The organism is Bradyrhizobium sp. AZCC 2176, assembly GCF_036924645.1.
In the GTDB taxonomy this organism is placed as follows: domain Bacteria; phylum Pseudomonadota; class Alphaproteobacteria; order Rhizobiales; family Xanthobacteraceae; genus Bradyrhizobium.
On sequence record NZ_JAZHRX010000001.1, the window covers coordinates 7,128,947 to 7,146,351 of the forward strand.

The following is a 17,405-nucleotide window of genomic DNA, read 5'->3' on the forward strand; positions in this document are numbered from 1 at the left end:
ATGGGCGCATTCCGGGCAGAATTTGGCTGTGGCGGAAACCCGGCTCCCACAATTGGGACAGCCTATTATTAGACGTGCCGCGCACTCCTCACAGAACGTAGCTGTGGCGGGGTTTTCGTGCTGGCACTTCGGACACTTCATCACCGGCCCTCAGCGGGCATAGGCTGGAAGCGGAGGGTACAAACGCAGCCATATTGCCGTTAGCAGCAAGGCACGTAGCGCTCTCCGGTCCTGGATATGCCGTCAACTGAACTTACTGGAAGCGCCTCGGTCGCGATAGTCGAGTGTGAAAGCTTTCATTGGCAGTTCTCTAGGGAATCGCCAGTCGCGGCAGTTTCTCACATCTGCTTCTTGATCTTTCGGGGTCAGGAGCGTCCGGCGACCGTCCTCCACCGATCGGCAACGCCCAAGGCTCCACTTCCGCTTTGGGTTAACGTGAGACCTCGGCACTTGATTTTGGCGTGGCCGCTTCGTGGGAAAAGGGCTTGGCCTTACAGTTCGGATTACAGAACAATCGTCAGCCCTTCCGCGGCGCTTCCAACCCCCTGAGCAGCAGCGTCAGCAGCGCATCGATCCGAGCCGGGGCACCCGGCTCGTTCCATTCTTCGGCGTGTGCGGGATGGTGGAAACGGCTGGTGGCATCGAAAATGGCGCGCGCCGTCACCTTGATGTCGGCGACCTCGAACGCGCCCTGCTTCACGCCGTCGGACAGGATCAGGGCAATCTGGTCGACCAGGCAGTCCTTGTGGCAGCTCACGGATTTGCAGGCCTCGCGGGCCAGCGCCAGATAGGTCGCAAACATCTCGGGATCGTCACTAAGCCGCTTGTGCTTGATCGAAAACATCGTGCGCAGCCACTTCTCGAGCCGGGCCGGCGCCGGGCCGGAGCTTTCCGCGATCTTCAGGAGAGGTGCGCTGAGACGGTCGAGCCAGCGCTTGGCCACCGCCTCGCGCAGCGAGGCCTTGCTGGGGAAATGGCGGTAGACGCTGCCGTGGCTGACATCGAGGGCGCGGGCGACATCCACCACGGTGGCCTTGGCGAGCCCATAGCGGCGCAAAACGTCCTCGGTCACCTCCAGAATTCGTTCGGGGGTCAGAACCACGACTTCGTTCATGCGCACACCTGCGAAACGATGGGACGGGTGGTCATTTAATCCCCCTTGTAATTCCGTGTAATCCCCTAGGGCGGGTTAATGTTTCACGATCGGTTCCAGCCGCTCGGCCTGGGCGGCCAGATGACGGGCGACGCTCTGGTTGAGCCAGCGCTGGATCTGGGCGGTCAGATGAATGAGATGGGCAGTCATTAGCGTAGTCCTTTGCAAGTACCCGGGCTCCAAAACCTTAAGAGCCGGGTGACGCCCTAACACCGGCGTCGGCAATGGATATAGCATGTCCCGCTGACAGATTTCAATATCTGTCAGTCAATAAACCGTGATTGTTGGGGCCGGCCGGGCGCTACACCATCCTCATCGCCGGAAGCCTATGGCTCGTCCTTCGGCGGCATCCGCGGCGGCAATAGCGGCGTAAACGCCACCCCATCGCCATCGCGAGGCGCCGCAACCAATCCGCCGCCCGTCGAGGGATCGCCGCCCGAGGTGTCCAGGATCATGCCGGGCGTGATGTATTCGCGGGCGGCCTGGAGCAGGCTGCCGCCGCCATCGCCAAAATCGGCGGCACGACCGCCCTGCGGGCGGCCGGCGGCGATCTCGCCAGCGGCCTTGTCGGTCTTTTCCGCAAGCCTGTCGCTGTAGGGAATGCGAAACGCCCGCGGGACGCCGCTTGGCCGGTTGCCGTCGTCGAGCGCCTCGACCCAGAGATAGATCGCGCCCGGATCGCCCTCCAGCGAGTGCGGCTCGACGATCCGGGCCTGCAACAGCTTGAAGCTTGCGGGCAGCCTGTCGACGCTGGCCCAGCCCAGCAATCCGCGCACGCCGACAAAGCTTGCGATGTAGAACGCGCTCGTCACCACCACGGCAACCGCCTTGGCCGACCACGGCACGCGCGCATAGACCAGAACGATCAGCAGCAGCGCGCCGATCAGCGCGTAGCTGATGGAGAGCGTGAGGACGACCGATTGCAGGCTATTCACGGCGCGGCATCCTGACGCCGGTTTTCGGGTCCAGGTCCGCACCGTTGGCGCGGACGTTGCGGAACGTCTCCATCAGCGACTTCTGCCGCTGCTGGACGTCGACCACCTTGCCTTCGGCATCGAGCCAGAAGCGCAATGCGGTCTTTTCCTCGCCGGTGTGGTCGAGCGTCAGCTTGTTGTCGAAGATCACCTGCGCGGTCGGATTGAGCTTCTGCACTTTTACGCTCACCGCGACGGGCTGCCCGGTGGTGGCCTGAAAATGCGAGACGTTGACGGTGTATTCGCCGGGCACGATGCCGCGCACGGTGACGATTTCCTCCCGGACCGGCGACAGAATCTTTTTGCCGCTGACGATGATGAAATCGTTCGCGCCGCCGCGATCGTCGCGATCGAGGGTGAGGAAACCGGCCTCGCGCCGGCGGTACCAGGCGATGTTGCCGGCGGGGTCCTGCACGAACAGATCGAAGTCGTCGGGATGATTGTCCGGCCAGTCCATGGTGATGAGGAATTCGGCCTTGGAATCGATCTTGCCGTCCTTGGCGTCCGGCGAGACCGCCAGCAGCGCCAGGAAGAACAGGAACGCGATCACCTGCAGCGCCTTGAACAGCATCACGCCGAGCGGGTCGAACGGCTCCTCGCGCGGATAGAGCCCGAAATCATCCATCATGGTGGCGTTCCAGAACCGGCGTGACGTGCGTCTCGGTCAGCATGACGGCGTCGGAAAACACCCGCTGGGTCGCGGCATCGAGCATGTAATATTGAATGCGGACGAGGATGGAGCCGACCAGGCCGGCCAGCGTCGTGTACATGGCCACCGCCATGCCATCGCTCATCAGGCCCATCGAGGATTTCATCGCGGCCTTGTCGGCCGCATCGAGGGTGGCGATCGGCGCCAGCATGATGATGAAGCCGATGATGGTGCCGAGCAGCCCGAGCTTCATCAGCGTGTCGGACACGAATGCGCCGAACCCGTTGGAGCCGCGCAAACGGTCGGCAAGCGACCGCAGCAGCAGCGTCTGGTCGATACGCCCCGCGGCTTGCGCCTTGGCCTTCTTCACCAGGTTGCGGATGTGATCCGGCACCAGGCCGCCCGGCAGGGCGCGCGCGTCATCAAGTCCCCTCGCCCCGCCGGGCGCCGACAGGATGGCGCGGCAGCGGCGCGTAATCTCGCCCTCGCGCGCGATCGCGCGCGTCCGCCAGAAGCAATGGAAGCAGGTGACGAAATAAAGCACGGCAATGACGCTCGAAATGTAGGTGCGGTCGGAACTGACCATCAGATGGAGCAGTCCGTATCGCCACAACAGCACGACGGCGAAGATCGACAGCCCGGTGAAGATCATCCACAACAGGAGGACGCTGCGCTCGGACGTGTCCGTGTCAGTGGCGGAGGGCGCGGTCTCGGCGCTGGCCGTGGCACTCATGCTGCGTCGGCTCCCTGGCTGGGAAGAGCGGTTCCGTGCAGGCCGGCCCGCGACGAAAATCCGTGCGTTTGGTTAGATCAGCGGACCACGGCCGCGTCCAAAGACATATGCCCAGTGTTGGTTGGGAAAATTTCCCGAGTGACGCCTCGCCGGCTTGCTTTTGGCGTGAATTAGCGGTGCTGTTGCACTCATCCGCACGTTGGGGAGTGATCGCATGCGCCTCGTCCTTCAGCTTGTCGGCCGCCTGTTTGTCATCGTCATCCTGTGCCTGGGAGCGGCCACCGTCTGGGCGACGATCGATGCCCATCGCAGCGTCGATCGCGCCACGGCCGCTTCCGCCGAGCGGGTCTCGGTCGCGCTGGAAGCGCTCTACTGGCGCGAATTGCTGTTGCGCAGCAACAGAATGCGCGAGCAACTGCTGCCGGCGCCGCAATGGCGCACCATCGAAACGATGGGGCTGATCTCGCCGGGCATCTGCGTCCAGATCGTGCCCGCCGGCGCGTTCGAAAACCCGCTCTGCGGCCAAAGCAAGGGAATCGGCCAAGTTCCGCCGCGCTGGTTTGCGGCCGCTGCGCAGACCCTGCTTGGAGACCACGCCGCGGTCGTGCGACCGATCAGCGCGCGCGCCGCGAGCGCGGGCAGTGTCTCGGCCACCCCCGATCCGAATGCCGCCATCGCGCTGGCCTGGCAGCACATCCTCGACAACATCCACCTCGCTCTGCTGATGGCGGTGGCGATCGCGATGCTCGCATCGCTGGCGATTGCGCATACGCTTGCACCCGCACAGCAGATCGTTGCCGCCCTGCAGCGCATGGCACGCGGCCAATACCGAACCTCGCTGCCGCGCTTCCGGTCAATGGACCTTGCCATGATCGGACAGGCAGTCGGCGAGCTCGGCGACCGTCTGTCGCAAGCCATGGAAGAACGTGCCGCGCTGACCCGGCGCCTATTGGAAATCCGCAGCGACGAGCGGCGCGCGCTTGCCCGCGAATTGCACGACGAGTTCGGACAGAACCTGGCCGCGATCCTTGCCTTTGCCAACACCATCGAAGCCGCCAGCGCGCGAGAGCAGGACCAGAGCAGATGCGAGGTCGCCCAGGACGCGCGGATGATCTCGCAAGCCACCCATCGCATCATGGCCTGCCTTCGGGATACCCTGAAGCGATTGCGCCATCCGCCCGCCGAAGAGCTCGGACTGGAGGCCTGCCTTGTCGATCTCGTCGACAATTGGCGGTCAGCGAATGCAACGCAGCCGATGATCCAGCTCGATCTCAAGGGCGATCTCGCCGACGTCCGCGGTGCCGTCGCCGCGACCGCCTACCGGATGGTCCAGGAATGCCTGACCAACTCGCTGCGGCACAGTTCGGCGCGCGGGATCGTACTGCGGATCGAGCGGCGCACGGGGGCCGAAAACGCCCTGCTGGTCCATGTCGAGGACGATGGCGGCGGCGATGCGGCCAAGGTGGCCGCGTCCACCGGCTTCGGGCTGACAGGCATTCGCGAGAGGGTCGCCGCCCTTGGCGGCTCGCTGTCGATCGCGGATGCCAATCGCGGGGTGAGCGTCGCCGCCACGATCCCGCTTGCGGCGTGATGACCGCGCCGCAGACCCCAGGCATCTCGATCCTGCTCGTTGACGACCATCCCGTTGTCCGGCAAGGCTACCGGCGCGTCCTCGAACATCAGGACGATTTCCAGGTGGTGGCCGAGGCCGACAATGCGGCCGACGCCTACCGCGCCTTCAAGGCGCACGCCCCCGACGTCGTGGTGATGGACATCCTGATGCCGGGCGCCAGCGGCCTCGAGGCTGTCAGGAACATCCGCTCGCGCAGTTCCGCTGCGCGCATTCTCGTCTTCAGCATGCACTGCGAGGCGGCGCAGGTGAAGGCTGCCTTCAATGCCGGGGCGAACGGCTATGTGACGAAGGGCTCCGCCCCTTCCGAACTGATCCGGGCGATCCGTTCGCTGGTCCGCGGCGAGCCGGCGATCAGCGATGACATCGCCCACGTTCTGGCGATGGAAAGCCTCTCCCCTTCGGGATCGGTGCTTGACCAGCTCGGCGAGCGGGAAATCGAGATCCTCAGGCAACTGGCAGCCGGCGCGACCACGGAGCAGATCGCCTCAAACCTCAATCTCAGCATCAAGACCGTGCAAAACTACCACTACCTGATCAAGACCAAGACCGGCATGCGGACGGACGCGCAGCTTGTCCGCCTGGCCGTGGAGTGTGGGCTGGCCAGCCTCTAACGACGGCGCGCGCCCCGTCTCGAGCCGGTTTCTGCCCGGTTTTCCTGCCTCTGCGCCCCCGTATGGGTGGCCTCGCCCGGCACGATTTGCTAAAGCGCGGCGTAAAAACAAATCGGCCGGGATCGCCTCGTGTCCCGCCCTGCTGGTCCGGAGTTTTCGATGATCCCCCGCTATACCCGCCCGGAAATGGCCTCCATCTGGGAGCCGCAGACCCGCTTCAAGATCTGGTTCGAGATCGAGGCGCATGCGGCTGATGCGCTGGCGGAAATCGGCACAATCCCCAAGGAAGCCGCGAAGACGATCTGGGCCAAGGCCAGGGATGCCAGTTTCGACGTCGCCCGGATCGACGAGATCGAGCGCGAGACCAAGCACGACGTCATCGCCTTCCTGACCCATCTGGCCGAAATCGTCGGCCCCGAGGCGCGCTTCGTCCACCAGGGCATGACCTCCTCCGACGTGCTCGACACCTGCCTCAACGTGCAGCTCACCCGTGCCGCCGACCTGCTGATTGCCGATATCGACAAGGTTCTGGCCGCGCTGAAAAAGCGCGCCTTCGAGCACAAGCTGACGCCGACCATCGGCCGCTCCCACGGCATCCACGCCGAGCCGGTGACGTTCGGGCTCAAGCTCGCCTACGCCTATGCGGAATTTTCCCGCGCCCGCGAGCGGCTGGTCGCCGCCCGCAAGGAAGTCGCGACCTGCGCGATCTCAGGCGCCGTCGGCACCTTTGCCCAGATCGATCCGCGCGTCGAAGAACATGTCGCCAAGGCGATGGGGTTGGTCCCGGAGCCGATCTCCACGCAAGTGATCCCCCGCGACCGCCACGCGATGTATTTTGCAACGCTCGGCGTGATCGCCTCCTCCGTCGAGCGGCTGTCGATCGAAATCCGCCATCTGCAGCGCACCGAAGTGCTGGAAGCGGAAGAATTCTTCTCCGAGGGCCAGAAGGGCTCGTCGGCGATGCCGCACAAGCGCAACCCGGTGCTGTCGGAAAATCTCACCGGCCTGTCGCGCATGGTGCGCGCCTATGCGATGCCGGCGATGGAAAACGTGGCGCTCTGGCACGAGCGCGACATCTCGCATTCCTCGGCTGAACGCATGATCGGGCCCGACGCCACCGTGACGCTCGATTTTGCGCTGATGCGCCTCGCCGGACTGATCGAGAAGCTTTTGATCTATCCCGCCAACATGCAGAAGAACCTCGACCGTCTCGGCGGCCTCGTGCATTCGCAGCGGCTTCTGATCGCGCTGACGCAAAAGGGCGCCAGCCGCGAGGACGCCTACAAATACGTCCAGCGCAACGCCATGCCGGTCTGGCGCGGCGAAGGCGACTTCCAGACGCTGCTCAAGAAAGATGCTGACGTGAAGAAGCATCTGAGCGATGCCGACATCGAGGAGCAGTTCGACCTCGGCTATCACTTCAAGCACGTCGACACGATCTTCAAGCGGGTGTTCGGCGAGAGCTGACCATTCCGCCGGCGCGAAGGGTCTTCCAAGCGGCGCAACCGCTTGGCGGGACTTCCGTTTTGCATTTCAGCGGCTCTGCCCCATGGGTGTCTGGGTGGTGTCCTGGGTGGTACCTTGGACGGCCGCCCCAGCAGTTTTCCGGGCCTTGCCAAACCGACTTAGATCAATCCAAATTGTCCCTATCGCCGCCGACAACCTCCGTGACCCCGCCGGCACCTTGAAAGCAACCCAACGGTAACCGCAGATCGGCTAAGGTCGCAGCGTGTCAGCCCCGCCCACCATCCTCGTCTTCGACTCCGGCCTTGGCGGCCTCACGGTCCTGCGCGAGATCGTCCGCGCGCGGCCCGACGCGCACTACGTCTATGTCGCCGACGACGCGTTCTTTCCCTATGGCCATCACGGCGAGGAAGAGATCATCGCCCGCGTGGTGCCGCTGATCGGCGAGTTGATCGCCCGCCACGCCCCCGCTTTGGTGGTTGTTGCCTGCAACACCGCGTCCACGCTCGTGATGTCGCATCTGCGCGGCGCCTATAGCGTGCCGTTCGTCGGCACCGTGCCTGCGATCAAACCGGCCTGCGCCAGCTCAAAGACCAAACGCGTGTCGGTGCTCGGCACCAGGGGCACCGTCAAGCGCGAATACACCAAGCGCCTGATCCAGGATTTCGCGCAAGGCTGCGAAGTCACGCTGGTGGGATCGGCGGAACTCGCCTCGCTCGCCGAATCCGCGCTCAGCGGCAACGACGTGCGCGACGAGGATATTGCAGCGGAGCTTGCCCCCTGCTTCGTCGCAAACGGCGAGAATCGCACCGACACCGTCGTGCTGGCCTGCACCCACTATCCGCTGCTGCTCGACCGCCTGACGAGGCTCGCGCCGTGGCCGGTCGACTGGATCGATCCAGCGCCCGCTATCGCCCGGCGCGTGTCCGACCTGCTCGGATCTCCGGACCGGGAAAGCGATCAGGCCAGGGCCGAGATCATCTTCACGTCGAGGCGGCCGCACACGCTGAGCCGAGCCCTGATGCCGTTTTTCGGCGGGCGCGTGCCGGCGTAAACTGCCGGGCATTGATGAACCCGCTCAGGGCTTCTGAAGATCGCGCACGCCAGCGAAGGTAAGCGGGACTTCGGCGCCCCTGCGCGTCAGGCGGAGCTTGCGACCCCAATTGAGCGTCGGCGCTTCGACCAGCAGGTGCAAGCCCGCCGCGAGGCCGATCGAAAGCAAAATGCTGGCGATGATGACGCCGGCCGAAGAAATCTGCCACAGCTCGGGGAAGTTCGCGATCCATTTGATCAGCAAATAATGTGAGATGTAGAGCGAATAGGAGATGTTGCCGAACCATTGCAGGATGCGCGAAAAGGAAGCGCCGTGGAATTCGGCCGAGACGACGGTATAGATGAGGAGTGCCGCACCGAGACCATAGGTCGGCACACGTGCGAGTTGAGGATTGCTCGATCCGTGGACGAAAATCCAGTACCAGCCCGCGGCGAATAAGGCTGCGGAGATAGCCGTGCTGTATGGCAAAACAGGCAGCGTTCCATTCATCCGGACAAGGTAGGCGATAAAGACGCCGGCGCCGAATTCCAGAATTAGGGGATGCGAATAGAGCCCGAGAGGCAGCTTAAAAACGATCGCGACTACCGCAACGCCGAGCGCCGCAAACAAGAGCTCGAAAAGGCGGTGCGGCGCAATGGCAAGTATCACCGCGACAACAGCGTAGAAGTGCATTTCAAACGCGATCGACCAGGCGGGTGGGATATACCAGTTCGGAAAACCCCACGCGAAGACGTGGCCGAGGTCCAGTGCGGATCGATCTCCCGCCGAGAGTGCGATCCAGTACGAACTGACAAACGCCCCAAGCAATACAAGCCAATACATCGGATAGATTCGAATGGCCCTTCTGAAAGCGAAATTCAGCGCGTCTGTTTGCGACGCGGCCGTCGTCGCAATGATGAACCCGGAAATGACAAAGAAGATGTCGACGCCGCTCGCCAGGATCGTGTGCGCCGCTTCGGCGGCATTTTGCGTCGCCGAATCAGAGCGAGCGATTACCGCGTGCCCGCAGACGACAGCCAGCGCCGCGACGCCGCGCATGGCTTGCACACCATAGAATGTCCGCATAACGCCCCGGCAGGTTCATTATGCGCACCATCCTTGCGGGCAAGATATTAACATATAGTTGTGCGGTTGACGCATGTTCGAATCGATCATTTGATGAGGGAGTTTCCGCCTTGACCTCCGCGAAGCATGCGCCGCTCAATCGCCTGCGCCAGCTCTGGCAAGAAGGACGCCCGACCTTCGGCGCGATCGCGACCATCCCCTCTATCCAGACCGTGCAGATCATGGCCCGTTCCGGGATCGACTGGATCATCGTTGATCTCGAACACGGCCCGATCGATCTCGGCTCGGCGCATGCGATGATCACGGCCACCTCAGGCACGCCGTGCGTACCGATGGTGCGGATTGCCGCCAACGAGCCGTGGCTTGCCAAGGCACCGATGGACCTCGGCGCGCTCGGCATCAACTTTCCGATGATCTGCAGCCGCGAAGACGCCGAGAAAGCCGTGCGCAGCGTGCGCTATCCGCCGAAAGGCGACCGGCTGTGGGGCCCGTTCCACGCGCCATTCCGCTGGGGCGTGTCGATGACGGATTACATGGCGACCGCGGATGACGACATGATCTGCATGATCACCATCGAGCATGTCGAGGCGGTCGAGCGCATCGACGAGATCATGGCAACACCAGGCATCGACCTCGCGGTGATCGGCCCCGGCGACCTCGCCACATCCATCAACAAGCGCGGCCTGCCCGACGATCCCCAGGTGCTGGAACTGATGGCGCGCGCCGAGGCCGGCATCCTCAAGAGCGGTGTGCCGATCGGCGGTGTCGCGCGCACGGCCGAACAGGCCAACAAGATGATCGACCGCGGCTATGTCGCGCTGGCGCTCGGCTTCGACTGGTCGCTGTTCCAGCGCGGCATCGCGGCGAGTTTTGACGGGATCAAGCGATAGGTGCCGAGACGGCGGCAAGCCCTTCAAAGTCCTTGGGCTTTATATCGCCCCCGGAGCACGTGCCGCCGCCGGGCCGGGCGACCTCGGATGCGAACCTTCTGGCGTCAAAACGCCTTGTTCGTGCTAGATGAGGTGCTGGCAGGTTGCCGCAGCCGCCTGCGGCTTTCTGATTTGTCTATTGCGGAACTCGAGCGGAGCGATGCGCGGAACGGTTCGAAAAATCACACTGCCGCGCCGCCTGGTCGCCGACCTCATGCACGCGTCGGTCCGCGTGCCCTTTGTTTCGCTCACACGTCCGCTGCATATCCGCACCCTGCAGGAGGCCCGTGGGCAGGCCGTCCAGCGGCCCGGCTGGGCTGCGATCTTCGTCAAGGCGTTCGCGCTGGTGGCGAAGGAGCAGCCGGTGCTGCGCACCCTCTACGTCAAATGGCCGATGCCTGCGTTTTACGAACTGCCCCGCAGCGTCGCGATGGTGGCGATCGCCCGGCTCGAGGACGGCCAGGATTGCGTGCTGCCGCAAAAGGTCGCCGCGCCGGATGAAATGTCGCTCGCCGAGGTCGATGCGCTGATCCGGCACGCCAAGCAGGCTCCGATCAACGAGGTGCCGGCGTTCCGCAAGATCCTGCGCACTACCCGGCTGCCGCTGCCGCTGCGCCGCCTGTTCTGGGCGGTCGGGCTCAATTTCGGCCGCCAGCGGGCCAATTATTTCGGCAGTTTTGGCGTAACCTCGGTGGCCGCCTACGGCGCCGGCCAGCTCCATGCCATCAGCCCCGGGCCGTTTGTCCTGAGCTATGGGGTGGAGAAGCCCGACCAGACCATCGATGTGGTGCTGCGCTGGGATCACCGGATTACCGACGCCGCTCCGATGGCCAAGGCGCTGAATCGGCTGGAACAGGTGCTGAACGGTGAAATTGCCGCCGAATTGCGCTCAAATCGACAGCAAAGCGAGCCCAAACCGGTCCGGGCGGTCGCGACCTGACCGCCTCTCGGCGGTCATTCCGGACTTTTGGCAGTCATTCCGGGGCGTACGAAGTGCGAACCCGGAATCTCGAGATTCCGGGTTCGATGCTAACGCATCGCCCCGGAATGACGGAGCCAAACTGGCCCGTTTTCATTGACAGAACGGCGGTTTCTCCTTAAGAACCCGCTTGCTCGCGGGCCGGTTTCGGCCCGCGATGCGTTTCGCGACCCGTGGTCTTCCCCGAGCTTTCGAGGCGGACCTGTCGGCCCCGGCCCCGCCGGTGCACAGGAGGGCGCGTTTCCTCAATACTCAAACTCTTAAGCAGAGGACGCGATGACAAAGCGCAGTGAGGCGAAATACAAGATCGATCGCCGTATGGGCCAGAATATCTGGGGCCGCCCCAAGAGTCCCGTGAACCGCCGTGAATATGGTCCCGGCCAGCACGGCCAGCGCCGCAAGGGCAAGCTGTCCGACTTCGGCGTCCAGCTCCGCGCCAAGCAGAAGCTCAAGGGCTACTACGCCAACATTTCCGAGCGACAGTTCCACGGCATCTATGTCGAGGCCGGCCGGATGAAGGGCGACACCGGTGAAAACCTGATCGGCCTGCTCGAGCGCCGTCTCGACACCGTGGTCTATCGCGCCAAGTTCGTGGCGACGATGTTCGCCGCCCGCCAGTTCATCAACCACGGCCACATCAAGGTGAACGGCCGCCGCGTCAACATTTCGAGCTACAAGCTCAAGCCCGGCGACCTCGTCGAGATCAAGGAATCCTCCAAGCAACTCACCCCGGTGCTGGAAGCCAGCCAGCTCGGCGAACGCGACGTGCCCGACTTCATCGAAGCCGATCACTCCAAGATGACCGCGAAGTTCACCCGGCATTCCTGCACTGTCGGACGTGCCGTTCGCGGTGCAGATGGAGCCGCATCTGATCGTCGAATTCTATTCGCGCTGATCGGTTTTCAGTTCCGAGATATCAAAGGCCCCGGTTTTGCCGGGGCCTTTTTTTATCCGCAGTTTGCAATGCGCATGGTTCAAATGACGGCTTGCAAGTAGGATTCAGCCGAAGGTTCAGCCAAGGGGGCGGCATGGTGCGAACCGGTGCCGGGGGACAACATGCGTTTGAGCGACTGCTACAACTTCCATGATTTCCGCAAGCTGGCGCAACGACGGTTGCCCGGCCCGATCTTCAACTACATCGACGGCGCCGCCGACGACGAGGCAACGCTTCGCCAGAATACCGCAAGCTTCGAGCGCTGCGATCTGGTGCCCAACGTCCTGCGCGGCGTCGAAACCATCGACATGTCGGTGACCGTCATGGGCCAGAAACTGGCGATGCCGCTTTATTGTTCGCCGACCGCGCTGCAGCGCCTGTTCCACCATACCGGCGAACGCGCGGTGGCCGCCGCGGCCGCGAAATACGGCACTATGTTCGGCGTATCCTCGCTCGGCACCGTGAGCCTCGAGGAACTGCGCAAGGCATACGATACGCCGCAAGTCTATCAGTTCTATTTTCACCGGGATCGCGGGCTAAACCGCGCCATGATGCAGCGGGCGAAGGAAGCCGGCGTCAACGTCATGATGCTGACCGTGGACAGCATCACCGGCGGCAACCGCGAACGCGACCTGCGTACCGGCTTCTCAATTCCCTTCAGGCTGACGCTTGCCGGCATGGCGCAGTTTGCGGTCAAACCGATGTGGGGCATCAACTACCTCGCCCATGAGGGTTTCAAACTGCCTCAACTCGACGAGCACGTCGATATGAGCGGCGGCACGATGTCGATCGGTCGCTACTTCACCGAAATGCTCGACCCGGCCATGACCTGGGACGACGTCGCGGAAATGGTGAAGCTATGGAACGGGCAATTCTGCCTGAAGGGCGTCATGTCGGTGGCCGACGCCAAACGTGCCGTTGAAATCGGCTGCACCGGCATCGTGCTTTCCAACCATGGCGGCCGGCAACTCGACGGCTCGCGGGCGGCATTCGATCAATTGGCTGAAATCGTGGATGCCGTGGGCGACCAGATCGACGTGATCATGGATGGCGGAGTCCAGCGCGGAACCCACGTCCTGAAAGCGCTGTCGCTGGGAGCCAAGGCTGTTGGCGTTGGACGCTTCTATCTTTATCCTCTCGCCGCGGCCGGTCAGGCCGGCGTTGAACGCGCCCTCGGCCTGATGCGGGCCGAGATCGAGCGAGGAATGAAGCTGATGGGATGCAGATCGATCGACCAGCTCTCACGCGAAAATCTGCGCTTCAGATAATTCCTCCCCTCTCACGTTGCAAAATATCGAGAATCCCCCATGCACTACACCCCTGCCCCTCGCGATCCCAAGGCTGACCCCATCCGCATCAACCTGCTGTCGGACACGCAGACCCGGCCGACGCCTGCGATGCGCGAGGCGATGGCGCGCGCCGAGGTCGGCGATGAACAGATCGGGGATGACCCGACGGTGAATCTGCTGTGCGAGCGCGTCGCAGACCTGCTCGGCAAGGAAGCGGCCGTGTTCATGCCGTCGGGCACGATGTGCAACGTCGCGGCGACACTGGCCCATTGCCGGCCGGGCGATGAAATTCTCGCCCATGCCAGCGCGCATATCATTGCGCGCGAAGGCGGCGCGCATGCCGCGCTTGGCGGCTTCCAGATCACGCCGCTGCCGGGCGATGACGGGCAGTTCGCGCCCGAAACATTTCGTGCCGCGCTGCATCCGCGCTCGCGTTACCAGCCGCCACAGACTGTCGTCAGCGTCGAGCAGACCGCCAATATCGGCGGCGGCACCATCTGGAAGAAGGCAGCCCTCGATGAAGTCGTAGCGATCGCCAAGGCGAATGGGCTCATCACCCACATGGACGGCGCGCGGCTCTTGAACGCCTGCATAGCTACCGGAATATCGGCGCGCGATATGGCCGCGGGCTGGGATTCGGCCTGGATCGATTTCTCAAAAGGCCTCGGTGCGCCGATCGGCGGCGTCATTGCCGGCTCGCGCGCCTTCATCGACGACGTGTGGCGCTGGAAGCAGCGGCTCGGCGGATCGATGCGGCAGGCCGGCGTCTGCGCCGCGGCCTGCGTCTACGCGCTCGACCATCACGTCGACCGTCTCGCCGACGATCACGCCAACGCGCGTGCGCTCGCGCGGGGACTGTCGCAGATCGACGGCATCAAGGTGCAGCAGCCCGAGACCAATCTGGTGTTCTTCAGGCCTGACGGCGCGGGCGTTGCCGGCGACAAGATGGTCGAGGCCTTGCGCAAACGCGGCGTCCTGCTCGCGATGATGGATGGGCGCATTCGCGCCTGCACGCATCTCGACGTCAGCGCTGCGATGATCGAGGAGACGGTCGGCATCGTGCGCGAGATCGTGCGCGGCGCGTGAGCGAACTCAGGCAATAGCAGCAATGCGCGCCCGCCATAGCGCACTGCCGAGCAGGACATACACCGCCCCGGTCCATAGCGCCTGCCAGTTCTCGAACCCTTCGTTGAAGACGACATAGACCGCGGCCATGGCGAAGAGACCGGCAAACACGGCTTCCGAGAGCGGCCTCTCGCCGGATTTCGAACCGTTGAGGAATGCCAATGTCCAGAACGGCACCACGGCCATGGTCAGGGCGGCGAACGGGAAATCGCGCCAGCGCGCGTCGAATATCAGGCTGAGCGCAGTTTGTGCGGCAATGAGCGTCGTCACGATCAGCGAGATGCCCAGCATATTGGCCATGAAGAATGGGGTCAGGCCCTTTGATGGCCCCAACACTTCAAGAAAAGCCGGAAGCCCGCGCCCCGACATCAGCGCGTAGGTCGACAGCAGCGGCGCCGTCACAGCCGCCACCAGCAGAAAGCCCTGCACCAGCCAACCGCCGGCCCCATAGCTTTCGTGGAGCATCTTGTCGGCGCTCACGCCCAGCAGGATTCCGCCTGTTGTCGCGGACATCGCGACCGCGAGCCACGATGCCAATGGCGTCGGCGACGGCCGGCGCTTGAGGGTGAACAGGGCTACGCCGAATACCCCGATGCAAAGAAATAGCCCGCCCGCCATCTGCAACTTCCAGAACGGATAATTGCTGATGGCCACGCCCGCCGGATATTTCAGCTTGCGTTCGGCACCGTCGAACAGCCCCCAATAGCCGCCGACCGTTCCTTCCCAGCGGCGCTTCCACGGCTCGTCATAAGCCTCGAAGAAATTAACGCGAAAATTGTCCTGTCGCGCCCGCTCGAGAATCTGGGAAATGAAACGCGCCTGATTGACGCGGGAAGCCAGCGCACCGTCGCGCATCCGCCCGTGGCTCGGCCAGCCGGTTTCGCCGATCAAAATCTCCTTGCCGGGAAACGCTGCCGCCACCTGCTTTCTGATATCATCGACATGCGCAGCCGCTTCTTCGGCACGCGGCGGATCGTCTTCCCAATAGGGCAGGAAATGGGCAGTGACGAAATCGACATCCTCGCCCACTTCGCGATAGCGAAGCCAGAATTCCCAGACATCGGCATAGGTCACCGGTACATTCACGCGCGGCTTGACCGAGCGGATGATCTGCCTCAGGTCGGCAACGGTCATCTCTCCGCGCAGCAGCACTTCGCTGCCGACGATGACCGCGGTGACCGTGCCGGGATGATCCTTCACCAGCGAGACCGCAATGTCGGCGAGTTGGGCGTTCTTTGCGCGATCGCGTCCGATCCATACGCCGAGCAGAACCTTCAATCCGACCCTGGATGCAAGCTCGGGCACCTTGTCGAGCCCGTTGTCGATGGAATAGGTGCGGATGCATTTGGAGACCTTGGCCAATTCGGCCAGATCCTCCGCGATCTGCTCCGGACTGACGATCAGCGTCGGATCATGCGGCGTCTGATCGTTGCGGAATGGCGCATAGGAAACGCACTCCAGCTTCGCCGCCGCATCGATCGGCGCGCGCGTCAACGCTACCGGCGTGGCCAGCCACCACCACACCGCGGCAACCATGCCCAGCGATACGAATAAAAGCGCCAGCGGCGTCCGAAAGCCGATTGGTCCTGCTCCCAATGGGTGAATGTATCAGCCTATTTAGCGGCGCACGGCAGTCCTGTCGACCCGCTGATGGCGCTTGCACAATTGCACCGGAACACGGAAGCGGTGATATTGAGGTGCTTCAAACATGAAGTATCAAGAGTGCGCCTTGTTTTGCTCAATATTGATCCCGGCGCGGCGAGTGAAGTGATGCCATTCAAGAGATTTTCAAGGCGCCAGTTTGGCAGGATTGCGGGCTGGTCGGCGCTTGGCATGTCGATGCTGTCAGCCAGGTCCGGACTGGCCGAATCGGAGCAGGACAACGGAACGCGGAATCGAGCAACCTCTTCCGGTTTCCCGAGCGGCTTTCTGTGGGGTACGGCGACCTCGGCCTATCAGATCGAAGGAGCGGTGAACGAAGACGGCCGCGGTCCGTCGATCTGGGACCGCTTTGCCCACACGCGCGGGACGATCGCCGATCACAGCAACGGCGACACCGCGACCGACCATTATCGCCTGTACAAGGAAGACATCCGGTTGATGAAGGCGCTCGGCGCAAAGGCCTATCGATTCTCGATTGCATGGCCGCGCATCTTTCCGGACGGCGCCGGCGCGCCAAACCCAAAGGGCCTCGATTTCTACAACCGCCTTGTCGACGAGTTGTTGGCGAACGGCATCCAGCCGTTTGCGACCCTGTATCACTGGGACCTGCCGCAGGCGCTGCAGGACCGTTTCGGCGGCTGGACCTCGCGCGACACCTCAAAGGCCTTTGCGGATTACGCAGGCCATGTTGCGGCGCGTTTGAGCGACCGCGTGACGCATTTCTTCACAATCAACGAATGCTCCCGGCTCGTTCATCTCGGCCACGGCATGGGCGCCGATGCGCCGGGCCTCAAACTATCCGAATCGGGATTGAAGCAGGTCCGTCATCACGTCGCGCTCGGCCACGGCCTTTCGGTTCAGGCGATCAGGGCCCACGGGCGCACTGGGACCAAGGTTGGTCCGGCGGAAAATGCCGTGAGCTGCATCCCTGCCGTCGAAACGCCTGCCAACATCCGCGCCGCCGAGATCGCGACGCGAGAGCTCAATGCCGGCTATTTGACTGTGATGATGGAGGGAAAATATACCGATGCATACCTCGCGCAGGCCGGCAACGACGCGCCGAAATTCACGCCTGAGGATTTGCGCATCATTTCGTCGCCGATCGATTTCGTCGGACTGAATGTCTACACGCCCGACCATTATGTCGTGGC

General features: G+C 63.4%; 15 protein-coding genes and 2 pseudogenes. 10 read left to right on the forward strand and 7 right to left on the reverse strand.

Annotated elements, in window-relative coordinates; translation table 11 throughout:
• The 5 genes and pseudogenes from V1288_RS34205 to V1288_RS33950 form a co-directional block, all read right to left on the reverse strand.
• A pseudogene (locus V1288_RS34205) lies at positions 1 to 141 on the reverse strand (zinc-ribbon domain-containing protein); the annotation flags it as partial.
• Between the two features lie 376 nt (positions 142 to 517).
• A complete protein-coding gene (locus V1288_RS33935; protein WP_334361135.1) occupies positions 518 to 1,114 on the reverse strand; it encodes a TetR family transcriptional regulator in 597 nt (198 codons plus the stop codon).
• A 365-nt stretch (positions 1,115 to 1,479) separates the two neighbouring features.
• Positions 1,480 to 2,088 (reverse strand): hypothetical protein, encoded by a 609-nt coding sequence (locus tag V1288_RS33940; protein WP_334361136.1) that lies wholly within the window; start codon positions 2,086 to 2,088, stop codon positions 1,480 to 1,482.
• On the reverse strand, positions 2,081 to 2,755 hold the full coding sequence (locus V1288_RS33945; RefSeq protein ID WP_334361137.1) for a hypothetical protein: 675 nt from the start codon (positions 2,753 to 2,755) through the stop codon (positions 2,081 to 2,083). Before V1288_RS33945 ends, V1288_RS33940 begins: the two co-directional genes overlap by 8 nt.
• Positions 2,745 to 3,509 carry a MotA/TolQ/ExbB proton channel family protein gene (locus V1288_RS33950; protein ID WP_334361138.1) on the reverse strand — a complete coding sequence of 255 codons (765 nt, stop codon included), beginning with the start codon at positions 3,507 to 3,509 and terminating at the stop codon, positions 2,745 to 2,747. Before V1288_RS33950 ends, V1288_RS33945 begins: the two co-directional genes overlap by 11 nt.
• Positions 3,510 to 3,723: 214 nt before the next feature.
• Here V1288_RS33950 and V1288_RS33955 point away from each other — a divergent pair, with 214 nt between their 5' ends.
• From V1288_RS33955 to murI, 4 genes are all read left to right on the forward strand, one after another.
• Positions 3,724 to 5,100 carry a sensor histidine kinase gene (locus V1288_RS33955; RefSeq protein WP_334361139.1) on the forward strand — a complete coding sequence of 459 codons (1,377 nt, stop codon included), beginning with the start codon at positions 3,724 to 3,726 and terminating at the stop codon, positions 5,098 to 5,100.
• Positions 5,100 to 5,753, forward strand: a complete 654-nt coding sequence (locus V1288_RS33960; RefSeq protein WP_334361140.1) for a response regulator transcription factor — start codon at positions 5,100 to 5,102, stop codon at positions 5,751 to 5,753. Before V1288_RS33955 ends, V1288_RS33960 begins: the two co-directional genes overlap by 1 nt.
• Positions 5,754 to 5,912: 159 nt before the next feature.
• Positions 5,913 to 7,220, forward strand: coding sequence for an adenylosuccinate lyase (gene purB, locus V1288_RS33965; protein WP_334361141.1), 1,308 nt, complete (start codon positions 5,913 to 5,915; stop codon positions 7,218 to 7,220).
• 262 nt (positions 7,221 to 7,482) lie between these two features.
• Positions 7,483 to 8,271 (forward strand): glutamate racemase, encoded by a 789-nt coding sequence (gene murI / locus V1288_RS33970; protein WP_334361142.1) that lies wholly within the window; start codon positions 7,483 to 7,485, stop codon positions 8,269 to 8,271.
• A gap of 24 nt (positions 8,272 to 8,295) precedes the next feature.
• On the opposite strand, the gene V1288_RS33975 is transcribed toward murI, so the two are convergent.
• Complete coding sequence (locus tag V1288_RS33975) at positions 8,296 to 9,336, reverse strand: acyltransferase family protein (protein WP_334361143.1); 1,041 nt, start codon at positions 9,334 to 9,336, stop codon at positions 8,296 to 8,298.
• A 110-nt stretch (positions 9,337 to 9,446) separates the two neighbouring features.
• Here V1288_RS33975 and V1288_RS33980 point away from each other — a divergent pair, with 110 nt between their 5' ends.
• The 5 genes and pseudogenes from V1288_RS33980 (at position 9,447) to V1288_RS34000 (ending at position 14,553) form a co-directional block, all read left to right on the forward strand.
• Entirely contained in the window at positions 9,447 to 10,226 is a 780-nt protein-coding gene (locus V1288_RS33980; protein WP_334361144.1) for an HpcH/HpaI aldolase family protein, read from the forward strand.
• 199 nt (positions 10,227 to 10,425) lie between these two features.
• Positions 10,426 to 11,205, forward strand: a complete 780-nt coding sequence (locus V1288_RS33985) for an acyltransferase (RefSeq protein ID WP_334361145.1) — start codon at positions 10,426 to 10,428, stop codon at positions 11,203 to 11,205.
• 315 nt (positions 11,206 to 11,520) lie between these two features.
• Positions 11,521 to 12,139, forward strand: a pseudogene (gene rpsD / locus V1288_RS33990) (30S ribosomal protein S4).
• Positions 12,140 to 12,300: 161 nt separating this feature from the next.
• Entirely contained in the window at positions 12,301 to 13,446 is a 1,146-nt protein-coding gene (locus tag V1288_RS33995) for an alpha-hydroxy acid oxidase (RefSeq protein WP_334361146.1), read from the forward strand.
• Between the two features lie 39 nt (positions 13,447 to 13,485).
• A complete protein-coding gene (locus V1288_RS34000) occupies positions 13,486 to 14,553 on the forward strand; it encodes a threonine aldolase family protein (RefSeq protein ID WP_334361147.1) in 1,068 nt (355 codons plus the stop codon).
• A 6-nt stretch (positions 14,554 to 14,559) separates the two neighbouring features.
• Here the strand turns inward: V1288_RS34000 and V1288_RS34005 are convergent, their stop codons facing one another.
• Positions 14,560 to 16,128, reverse strand: coding sequence for a glycoside hydrolase family 17 protein (locus V1288_RS34005; protein ID WP_334361472.1), 1,569 nt, complete (start codon positions 16,126 to 16,128; stop codon positions 14,560 to 14,562).
• A gap of 234 nt (positions 16,129 to 16,362) precedes the next feature.
• Here V1288_RS34005 and V1288_RS34010 point away from each other — a divergent pair.
• Positions 16,363 to 17,405, forward strand: a 1,043-nt coding sequence (locus V1288_RS34010) for a family 1 glycosylhydrolase (RefSeq protein WP_334361148.1), incomplete at its 3' end; no start/stop codon positions are given.

What these genes read in the sequence shown, in the direction of transcription:
- V1288_RS33950 (WP_334361138.1), bottom strand. Translation starts at nt 3,509, where the DNA reads ATGAGTGCCACGGCCAGCGCCGAGACCGCGCCCTCCGCCACTGACACG.
- V1288_RS34000 (WP_334361147.1), top strand. Translation starts at nt 13,486, where the DNA reads ATGCACTACACCCCTGCCCCTCGCGATCCCAAGGCTGACCCCATCCGC.
- V1288_RS33955 (WP_334361139.1), top strand. Translation starts at nt 3,724, where the DNA reads ATGCGCCTCGTCCTTCAGCTTGTCGGCCGCCTGTTTGTCATCGTCATC.
- V1288_RS33935 (WP_334361135.1), bottom strand. Translation starts at nt 1,114, where the DNA reads ATGAACGAAGTCGTGGTTCTGACCCCCGAACGAATTCTGGAGGTGACC.
- V1288_RS33985 (WP_334361145.1), top strand. Translation starts at nt 10,426, where the DNA reads ATGCGCGGAACGGTTCGAAAAATCACACTGCCGCGCCGCCTGGTCGCC.
- V1288_RS34005 (WP_334361472.1), bottom strand. Translation starts at nt 16,128, where the DNA reads ATGGTTGCCGCGGTGTGGTGGTGGCTGGCCACGCCGGTAGCGTTGACG.
- purB (WP_334361141.1), top strand. Translation starts at nt 5,913, where the DNA reads ATGATCCCCCGCTATACCCGCCCGGAAATGGCCTCCATCTGGGAGCCG.
- V1288_RS33975 (WP_334361143.1), bottom strand. Translation starts at nt 9,336, where the DNA reads ATGCGGACATTCTATGGTGTGCAAGCCATGCGCGGCGTCGCGGCGCTG.
- V1288_RS33995 (WP_334361146.1), top strand. Translation starts at nt 12,301, where the DNA reads ATGCGTTTGAGCGACTGCTACAACTTCCATGATTTCCGCAAGCTGGCG.
- V1288_RS33945 (WP_334361137.1), bottom strand. Translation starts at nt 2,755, where the DNA reads ATGATGGATGATTTCGGGCTCTATCCGCGCGAGGAGCCGTTCGACCCG.
- V1288_RS33960 (WP_334361140.1), top strand. Translation starts at nt 5,100, where the DNA reads ATGACCGCGCCGCAGACCCCAGGCATCTCGATCCTGCTCGTTGACGAC.